The organism is Kitasatospora herbaricolor, from assembly GCF_030813695.1.
GTDB classification, from domain to species: domain Bacteria; phylum Actinomycetota; class Actinomycetes; order Streptomycetales; family Streptomycetaceae; genus Kitasatospora; species Kitasatospora herbaricolor.
Map to the genome: position 1 here is coordinate 3,844,130 of NZ_JAUSVA010000002.1, position 8,872 is coordinate 3,853,001.

The window sequence follows — 8,872 nt, forward strand, 5'->3', positions numbered from 1 at the left end:
CCTCACAGCCCCTTCGCCGCGGTGCGGACGAGGACGAGGCCGCCGTTCGGACCCGGGATTGCGCCCTTGATGAGGAGCAGCCCCTTCTCCGCGTCAACGGCGTGGACGGTCAGGTTCTGGGTGGTCACGCGCTCGTGGCCCATCCGGCCGGCCATCTTCATGCCCTTGAACACGCGACCCGGGGTGGCGCAGCCACCGATCGAGCCGGGCGAACGGTGCTTGCGCTGCACGCCGTGACCGGCGCCGAGGCCCTTGAAGTTGTGACGCTTCATGACACCGGCGAAGCCCTTGCCCTTGGAGGTGCCGGTCACGTCGACCTTGACACCCGCCTCGAACAGCTCGGCGGTGATCTCCTGGCCGAGGGTGTACTCGGACGCGTCCGAGGTACGCAGCTCGACCAGGTGGCGGCGCGGGGTGACACCGGCCTTGGCGAAGTGACCCGCGAGGGGCTTGTTCACCTTGCGGGGGTCGATCTCGCCGAAGCCGATCTGCACGGCGTCGTAGCCGGCAGCGCTGTCAGCGGTGTGGACCTGGGTCACGACATTGGGCCCGGCCTTGACGACGGTCACCGGAACGATCCGGTTGTTCTCGTCCCAGACCTGGGTCATGCCGAGCTTCTCGCCCAGGATGCCCTTAATCTGCTTTGCCATCTTCGTCGCGCCTCTCAGAGCTTGATCTCGATGTCGACGCCGGCCGGAAGGTCGAGGCGCATCAGCGAGTCAACGGTCTTCGGGGTCGGGTCGAGGATGTCGATCAGACGCTTGTGGGTGCGCATCTCGAAGTGCTCGCGCGAGTCCTTGTACTTGTGCGGCGAGCGGATGACGCAGTAGACGTTCTTCTCAGTGGGCAGCGGCACCGGGCCCGCGACCTGCGCACCAGTGCGAATGACGGTCTCGACGATCTTCTTCGCCGAGGAGTCAATCACCTCGTGGTCGTAGGCCTTGAGCCGGATGCGGATCTTCTGTCCCGCCATGGCTACTCAGTAGTCCTTTGTGTCGTCTGATGCTTCTGCGGCCGGAGTCATCCGGGTGGATTGGTCCGGTGGTACCCCTGGGTGGTTACCTCCGACCCACGCGGTCGGGCGTGTCGCCCTCGTGCTTGCAAAAAATCCACCAGAGATCACTCCCTGCGGATTCCTGCGGGTCGGTGGAGGTCTTGCACCCACCAGATACCGGGTCGAGGCCCTGCTCACGCTTCCCGGAAGATTCCCGTACGTCCGCCCCGCAGCTGCCGCGGTGTCGCTTACACACCACTGCGGCCCACACCTTCACCCAGGGGGCTGAGGCGGACCACATGAACGGCCATCACGGGAACGACGAGTACGTGGGACTCGCTTCCGGTCCTCCCGGCGGGAGGCGCGCAGCATCGGCAACTCAACCGAGCAACTTGGACATACTGCCACAGCTCGCACCCGATAAGCCAATCGGGGCCGGTGAGGCGTTCCTCACCGGCCCCGAACGACCGACCCCGACCGACCCCGACCATCCCCGATGGGCCGGCCCCGGCCGGCGCCTCAGCGCTTGCGCCAGAGCACCCAGCTGTGTTTGATGCTCACCCGGTCGACCTCCCAGCCGGCCGGCGCGCCCGGCCAGCTCGACTCCGGCGTGGCGTAGGGCTCGGGCAGCTTCAGCAGCACCGCCGTCGCGCCCGCCCTGGGGGTGCCGCCGTCCTTCAGGTCCTGGGTCCAGACCCGGCCCCAGTACACCTCGTAGGCCTGCGCCATCCGCAGGCCCCACTCCACGTCGTCGCCCAGCACCACGCTGTCGCCCTTGCGGATCCCGGCGTCCTTGGTGAAGCCGGTGGCCTCGTACCTGCGGTCCTTGGCGTGCTTCTCCGCAACGTTGTCGCTGACCGTGGAGGTCGCGTACAGCGCGAAGGCGCAGAGCGAGGCGGTCAGCGCCCACATCACCCGGCGCCCGCCGGCGACCCGCATCAGCACGCACAGCCCCAGCACCAGGAAGGCGCCGGCCATGGTGCGCCACATGTGCAGCCCGGTCCACTCCGAGGCCAGGAACAGCGCGTCGGGCATCGCCCACGGGATGATGTTGGTGGTGCGCAGCGCGCCGCCGGCGTACTGCATGACCACCTCGGCGCTGACCACCGCCAGCAGGCCGCCGGCCAGCGCCAGGCGCAGGGTGTCCTTGGGCCGGCAGCGGTACAGCACCGCCGCCCCCACCAGGAAGTACACCGGCACCAGCGGGGCCAGGTAGCGGGCGTAGATCCAGTTGTCGAGCCGGTCGCCGTCGCCGAGGCCCGCCGCCGAGGCCAGCGCTATCCCGACCATCGCGGCGACCATGACGAACGCGACCACCCGGGAGGCCCGCGCGACGCGGGAGCTGAACACCGCGAAGAGGCAGAACGCCAGGGCCAGCGCGCCGAAGCCCCAGGAGGAGGTCATGAAGTACCAGAACTGGCCGGTGGTCCGGGTCAGCGTCCGGCCGAGGACCTCGGTGTTCAGCAGGTTGTCCAGCACCTGCGTGCCGACCGAGCTGGGCGGGCTGTCCTTGAAGCGGGACTCCACGTAGGACGCCATCAGCCTGGCGCCCAGCACCGTCACGCCCAGCGCGGCGACGGCGACCAGCGTCGCCCGGCGCGGTGCCCAGCCGAACACCAGCGCGCCGAGCAGCACCAGCGCCGTGAGCGCGACCACCACCCCGCCGCGGTCGTGGGTGGCCAGCGCGTAGCCGGCCGCCAGGCCCGTCCCGGCACCGAACAGCGCCCGCCGGCGCAGGGAGCCGTCCGAGAGCCAGCCGTGCATGGTGAGCAGCCAGCAGAGCAGGATCACCGGGAAGACCGTGTCCGACATCGCGAACTCGGAGTAGAAGATCACCGGCGGCAGCAGCGCCGCGGCGGTGCCGATCAGGAAGGACAGCAGCCGCGGCAGGCCGAGCCGGCGCAGCGCCAGGAAGGCCAGCGGGAACACCAGGGCGTTGACCAGGGCGTTGGTGCCCATCACCAGGTGGTAGGCGGTGACCGGGTTGCCACCGAGCCGGAGCGCCGGCGCGAGCAGCAGGGGGTAGCCGCCGGGGATCACCACCCCGACGGGCATCTCGGTGCTGGAGCCGCCGGCGAAGACCCGGGCGATCACCAGGTACGAGGCCTCGTCCGCGTGCACCGAGGGGTAGCTGTTGTGCAGCACCAGGGAGAGCCGGAACAGCACCTGGCCGAGGTAGCCGGCCAGCAACGCGAAGGCCGGGAACCGGCGGTGGGAGGCGAGCCGCAGCACCCACCCGGGCAGCGTCGGACGGTCGTCCGGGCCGTCGTCGGTCCGCGCCCCGTCGCGGTGCCGGCCGGATTCGCCGCCCGCCTCGGGCACATCCACGGATTCGGATACCGGCTGCACCGATGCACTTCCCATACTGGTTGGCATTCAGGTCGACTACGGGTCCCCGCCACGGGGGCCGGACGGGCGCGATCCACCGTCCGGGGGCCTGTTCACGCGAGAGTGTACGGCCCCGGTCCCGTCGACCGACGGGCTGAGACGGCTCTGCCCGCCCTGCCCGGGCGCCGGAGCGCGCGGCGGGGATCCACTCCCCGCCGCGCGCTCCGCCGTCCCGGGCGGGCGGGTCAGCCGTTGGTGCGCTGGCCCTGGGTGAGGGCGTGGCGCGCGAGGGTGCGCGCGCCGTCGCGCTGTCCCCGGCGCAGGGCGCCCGGGAGCATCGTCAGGGCGTGCAGGCGCGAGGCGCTGTGGAAGCGCGCCGCGCGCGCCGCCTTCGGCCAGCCCCGCGCGTCCATCCGCTCGGCCACCGCCGCGAAGTAGCGCTCGGCCTCGGTGAACCGGGTGCCCGAGAACGCCTGGACGGAGGACTCGCTGACCGCGTGCCGGCGGTACTGGAACACCGTGGTGGTCGTGTCGATCACCATCTGCTCGCCCAGCTCCAGCAGGTCGACCACCAGGGCGAGGTCCTGGATGACCGAGTAGTCGTCCCGGAAGTTGACCGCCCGCAGGGCGTCGCCCTTCCAGCAGATGGAGGGGAAGTACAGCCAGTTGCCGCGCAGCACGCTGGCGGCCAGCTCCTCCCCGCCCATCACCCGGCGGCCGGCCACGTTGGGGGCGTAGATCCGGCGCTTGGTGGCGTCGGCCAGGCTGGAGCCCACCACGCCGTTGCCGTCGATCACCTCGACCCCGGGCTGGACCATGCCGGCGTCCGGGTACTCCTTGAGGATCTCCCGGACGGTGGCCAGGTAGTGCGGGTGCAGCAGGTCGTCGCACCCCATGATCACCACGTGGCCGTGCTCGGAGAGCTCCACGCACTTCTGGAAGTTCTTCGTGATGCCGAGGTTCTGCTCGTTGCGCAGGTACCGCACGCGCTCGTCCCCGAGCTCGGCGAACCACCCCGGGACCTCCGGCTCCTTGCCGTCGTCGACGACGGTGAGCCGGAAGTCCGGGTCGGTCTGGGCCAGGACGCTGCGCACGGCGTCCTGCATCAGTGCCACGTCGCCGTAGTACGGCAGCATGACGTCGAAGGTGACCATGGATCAGGCCTTCGTGGCGGTGGCGGGGGCCGGCGCGTCGAGGTCGAAACGCTCCTCGTTGAGCCGGGCGCCCTCGTTGATCGCCACCGTCCGCGCCAGGTCGGTGAGCTTCTTCTCCAGCGAGCGGAACCGCAGGAAGGTGTTGAGGGTCAGGAAGCCCATGCCGAGCACCATGCCGTACAGCACCAGGTCGGTGCCGCGGCCGACGCCGAGCTTGTGGGCGACCCAGGTCACGTCGGTCGGACGCAGCACCGCGTAGATGTTCACGACCACGAACACCGAGAAGGCGATGCGCTTCCAGGCCCGGGTGTTCGCGGCGTCCCAGCGCCGGATGAACATGAAGGCGAGGGTGACCGAGCCCAGGATGAGAAGCAGCTGGATCCAGAGGTAGTTCATCGGCGGCCACGCTCCCGCAGCGAGATGTCGAAGATGATGTTGACGCCGTTGATCAGGGACTGACCCTTGGCGCGTGAGTAGTCGGTGTACAGGATGTCCACCGGCAGCTCGGCGACCCGCAGGTCGGAACCCGCCAGGAAACTGACGATCTCCGACGCGTGGGCCATGCCGTTCATGGTGATCCGCACGCGGGAGGCCGCCTCGCGGTTCAGCACCCGCAGACCGTTGTGCGCGTCCGTGAGCTTGAGCTTGCGTGCCGTGGGGCTGACCGTGGCCGCGGTGCGCAGCACCACGCGCTTGATCCACGGCACCTGGCCGTTCTGCTCGATGAAGCGGGAGCCCAGCACGACGTCGGTCTGGCCCTCCCTGAGCAGCGCGACCATCTTCTCGACGTCGGCGGTCTGGTGCTGCCCGTCCGCGTCGAAGGTGGCGAAGTACTGCGCGCCCGGCTGGGCCAGCGCGTACGCGAGACCGGTCTGCAGCGCCGCGCCCTGACCGAGGTTGACCGGGTGGCGCACCAGGTGGGCGCCGGTGGTCATGATGTGCTTCGCGGAGTCGTCCGCGCTGCCGTCGTCGACGACGACGATATTCGGGAACGTCTTGCGCGCTCCCTCCACAACGTCGGCGATCACCTGGCCTTCGTTGTAGGCCGGGATCACCAGCCAGACATCGTCGTATTGGGACACGGGGGCTCCATGGTCGGGGTAGGGCCCGCGCGTGCGCGCGGCAGGCCGTATGTCGGGGGCGGGGGCGGTCATTCGCCGACCACACCCGCGCCCAGAGGGCTCGGGGCGGACTCGTGCGCGGGCTCGACCGTGCCCGGCGCGGTCCGGTCGGGGAAGCTCCGCCTGAGGGCGGCCAGCATACCGATGACGGTCGCCAGCGAGCCCAGCGCGTAGGCCAGCACGACCCGGGTGGCCACGTCGCCGGGCACGAACGTGACGCCGAGAAGTACCAGTGTGCCAGCGGCCCAGCAGAGCAGCTGGAGGTTGTGACGCTTGAATACCATCAGCGCCTGGCCGAGCACCATCGCGAACATGTACGCCACCGTGCCGGCGGACATCCAGAAGAAGTCGAGGCAGCCGAGCACCGGCTCGGCGCCGAACAGCACCTGGATCAGCCACGGGCCGAGCACCACCGCGGGGATGCCGCCGAGCAGGCCCAGCAGGCCCACCACGGCGCCGATCTTGCGCAGCATGCCGGAGAACGCGGCGCGGTCCCCCACCGCCAGCGCGGCCGACAGGCCGTTCAGCAGCGAGGCCTGCAGCGAACCGAAGACGAACAGCGGCACCCGGGCCAGCACCAGGGCGTTCAGCAGGGCCGCGATCAGTGCCGAGTCGGTGGGGGCGAGCAGCTTGGTGCTCAGCACCGCGGCGTTCACCACCACCTGGGAGAGCAGCGTGGAGCAGATCAGCAGGCCGAGACCGCCGCAGAGGTCCCGCCAGGCGATCGCCGGCCCGGGCTTGACCGCCCGCACCAGCGGCGGCAGCGTGGCCAGCACCGCGATCACCGGGGCGACCGCGAGGATCAGGCTGAAGGCCAGCGCCGACCGCACGCCGAAGGCCGCGCAGCCGAAGGCCAGCACGATCCGCAGCCCGCCGTCGAGACCCAGCTGGGTGCCGTACGCGCCGAACCGGCCGAGGCCGGCCAGCACGCCGCGGGTGAGGTAGCAGACGGCCATCCCGAAGAAGGCCGCGCCCAGGGCGGCCACCAGGGCCTTGTCACCCCGGAAGAGCCCGTCGGCGATCGGCCCGGCGGCGGCGGCCAGGGCCGCCAGGGTGAGGCCGAGGATGCCGGCGGTCAGCACGGTCGCGCGGCGCAGCACCGGGCCGGCGCCGTGGCCGAGCGCGGCCCGGGCGGCGACGATCCGGGTGAGCTCCTGCTCGATCGGGAAGAAGACGCCGATGCCGATGGACATCACGATCGTCCACAGCAGCGAGACGTTGGCCATCTGGTCGGTCGTGAGGCTGTGCCCGGCCACACCGAGGTGGACGTACGACGCGGCTCCGAGCACCACGGTGCCGCCGGCCACCGCCAGGGTTCCCGGCGGCAGCGCGGCGGCTACCTTGGCCAGCGGGTTCTTCACTGAGGTCTGCCGCTCTCGGTGGTCCGGGCCGCGAGGGCCAGTTCGGTGAACACAGGGGTGCCCAGTGCCTCCGCCAGCTGGTCGCGCCAGGCGGGGAGGGGGGCGAGGCCGGCCTGCGCCCAGCGGCCGTGCGCCAGGACGCTGAAGGCCGGGCGGACGGCGGGCCGGACGAAGGCCGTGGAATCGGTCGGACGGATCCGCTCCGGGTCCAGGCCGGCCAGCCGGTAGGTCTCGCGGGCCAGGCCGAACCAGGTGGTCCGGCCGCCGCCGGTGCCGTGGTAGACCCCCGCGGGGGCCCGCCCGGCGAGGGCGGCGGTGCCCAGCGCGACCAGCTGCCGGGCCAGCGCCGAGGACCAGGTCGGCTGTCCGTGCTGGTCCTCGACCACGTCCAGGCTGTCGCGCTGGGCGGCGAGCTTGAGCATGGTGGCGACGAAGTTCGGGCCGTGCTGGCCGTACAGCCAGGCGGTCCGGACGGTGTAGCCGGTCTCCGGGAGAAGCTCCGCGACGGCCTGCTCGCCCACCAGCTTGCTGCGCCCGTAGGCGTTGACCGGGGAGGTCGGGGCGTCCTCGGCGTACGGCTCGGTGGCGTCACCGGGCAGCACGTAGTCGGTGGAGACGTGCAGCAGCCGGGCGCCGGTCTTGGCGCAGGCCGCGGCGAGGTTGCGGACACCGGCGCCGTTGACGGCGGTGGCGGCCTCCTCGGCGCTCTCGGCGCCGTCGACGTCGGTCCACGCCGCGCAGTTCACGACCACGTCGTGGCCCTGGACGGCGGCGAGCACCGCGTCCGGGTCGGTGATGTCGAGGTCGGCCCGCCCGAGGGCGGTGACCTCGGCGCGCGGGTCGGCGGCGAGCTCGGCCAGCAGGTCCCGGCCGAGCATCCCGGCGGCGCCGGTGACGAGCCAGCGCACGGTGTCCGAGGAGTTGGCGGTCACTGGGCCAGGGCCGCCTTCGTCTTCAGCGGCTCCCACCAGTCGCGGTTCTCGCGGTACCAGGCGATGGTGGCCGCGAGGCCGTCCTCGAAGCGCACCTGGGGCTCGTAGCCGAGCTCCTCGCGGATCTTGCTGATGTCGATGGAGTAGCGCAGGTCGTGGCCCTTGCGGTCCTCGACGTGCTCGACCATGTCCCAGCCCGCGCCGGCCGCCTCCAGCAGCAGGCCGGTGAGCTCCTTGTTGGTGGCCTCGGTGCCGCCGCCGATGTTGTAGACCTGGCCGGCGCGGCCGCCGCGCATCACCATCTCGATGGCCCGGCAGTGGTCGGAGACGTGCAGCCAGTCGCGGACGTTGCCGCCGTCGCCGTACAGCGGCACCTTCTTGCCGTCGATCAGGTTGGTGGTGAAGAGCGGGATGACCTTCTCCGGGAACTGGTAGTGCCCGTAGTTGTTGGAGCAGCGGGTCACCACCACGTCCATGCCGTGCGTGCGGTGGTAGGCCAGCGCCAGCAGGTCGGAGGAGGCCTTGGAGGCCGAGTACGGGGAGTTCGGGACCAGCGGCCACTCCTCCGTCCAGGAGCCCTCGCTGATCGAGCCGTACACCTCGTCGGTGGAGATGTGCACGAAGCGGCCCACGCGGTGCTTGCGCGCGGCGTCCAGCAGCACCTGGGTGCCGACCACGTTGGTCAGCACGAAGGGGCCGGCACCCGCGATGGAGCGGTCCACGTGGGACTCGGCGGCGAAGTGCACGACGACGTCGTGACCCGGCATGACCTGGTCGACGGCGTCGACGTCGCAGATGTCGCCCTTGACGAAGGTGTAGCCGCTGTGGCCCGCCACGGACGCCAGGTTGGCCTCGACGCCCGAGTAGGTGAGCTTGTCGAAGACAGTGATCTGGTCGGTGGCGTCCGTGCCCAGCAGCTGGCGGACGAACTCAGAACCGATGAAGCCGGCACCGCCGGTCACGAGAATGCGCATAGTGTGCG

General features: G+C 71.0%; 9 protein-coding genes. All 9 read right to left on the reverse strand.

Features of this window, described 5'->3' with window-relative positions:
• Positions 1-2 precede the first annotated feature (2 nt).
• The 9 genes from rplC to rfbB all read right to left on the reverse strand — a co-directional run bounded on the left by rplC (position 3) and on the right by rfbB (position 8,864).
• Positions 3-650: a 50S ribosomal protein L3 gene (gene rplC / locus J2S46_RS17135; protein ID WP_073924307.1), complete on the reverse strand. Its 648-nt coding sequence runs from the start codon at positions 648-650 to the stop codon at positions 3-5.
• Positions 651-664: 14 nt separating this feature from the next.
• A complete protein-coding gene (rpsJ, locus tag J2S46_RS17140; RefSeq protein WP_012785157.1) occupies positions 665-973 on the reverse strand; it encodes a 30S ribosomal protein S10 in 309 nt (102 codons plus the stop codon).
• Between the two features lie 540 nt (positions 974-1,513).
• Positions 1,514-3,322: a hypothetical protein gene (locus tag J2S46_RS17145; RefSeq protein WP_191289661.1), complete on the reverse strand. Its 1,809-nt coding sequence runs from the start codon at positions 3,320-3,322 to the stop codon at positions 1,514-1,516.
• A 245-nt stretch (positions 3,323-3,567) separates the two neighbouring features.
• Entirely contained in the window at positions 3,568-4,476 is a 909-nt protein-coding gene (locus J2S46_RS17150) for a glycosyltransferase family 2 protein (protein ID WP_073924309.1), read from the reverse strand.
• Positions 4,477-4,479: 3 nt separating this feature from the next.
• A complete protein-coding gene (locus J2S46_RS17155; protein ID WP_073924310.1) occupies positions 4,480-4,872 on the reverse strand; it encodes a DUF2304 domain-containing protein in 393 nt (130 codons plus the stop codon).
• Complete coding sequence (locus J2S46_RS17160; RefSeq protein ID WP_229912641.1) at positions 4,869-5,558, reverse strand: glycosyltransferase family 2 protein; 690 nt, start codon at positions 5,556-5,558, stop codon at positions 4,869-4,871. Before J2S46_RS17160 ends, J2S46_RS17155 begins: the two co-directional genes overlap by 4 nt.
• A 68-nt stretch (positions 5,559-5,626) precedes the next feature.
• Positions 5,627-6,958, reverse strand: a complete 1,332-nt coding sequence (locus J2S46_RS17165) for a lipopolysaccharide biosynthesis protein (protein WP_191289659.1) — start codon at positions 6,956-6,958, stop codon at positions 5,627-5,629.
• Positions 6,955-7,890: a dTDP-4-dehydrorhamnose reductase gene (rfbD, locus tag J2S46_RS17170; RefSeq protein WP_191289658.1), complete on the reverse strand. Its 936-nt coding sequence runs from the start codon at positions 7,888-7,890 to the stop codon at positions 6,955-6,957. The genes J2S46_RS17165 and rfbD overlap by 4 nt, the downstream gene beginning before the upstream one ends.
• Positions 7,887-8,864: a dTDP-glucose 4,6-dehydratase gene (gene rfbB, locus J2S46_RS17175; protein ID WP_073924313.1), complete on the reverse strand. Its 978-nt coding sequence runs from the start codon at positions 8,862-8,864 to the stop codon at positions 7,887-7,889. Before rfbB ends, rfbD begins: the two co-directional genes overlap by 4 nt.
• Positions 8,865-8,872 lie beyond the last annotated feature (8 nt).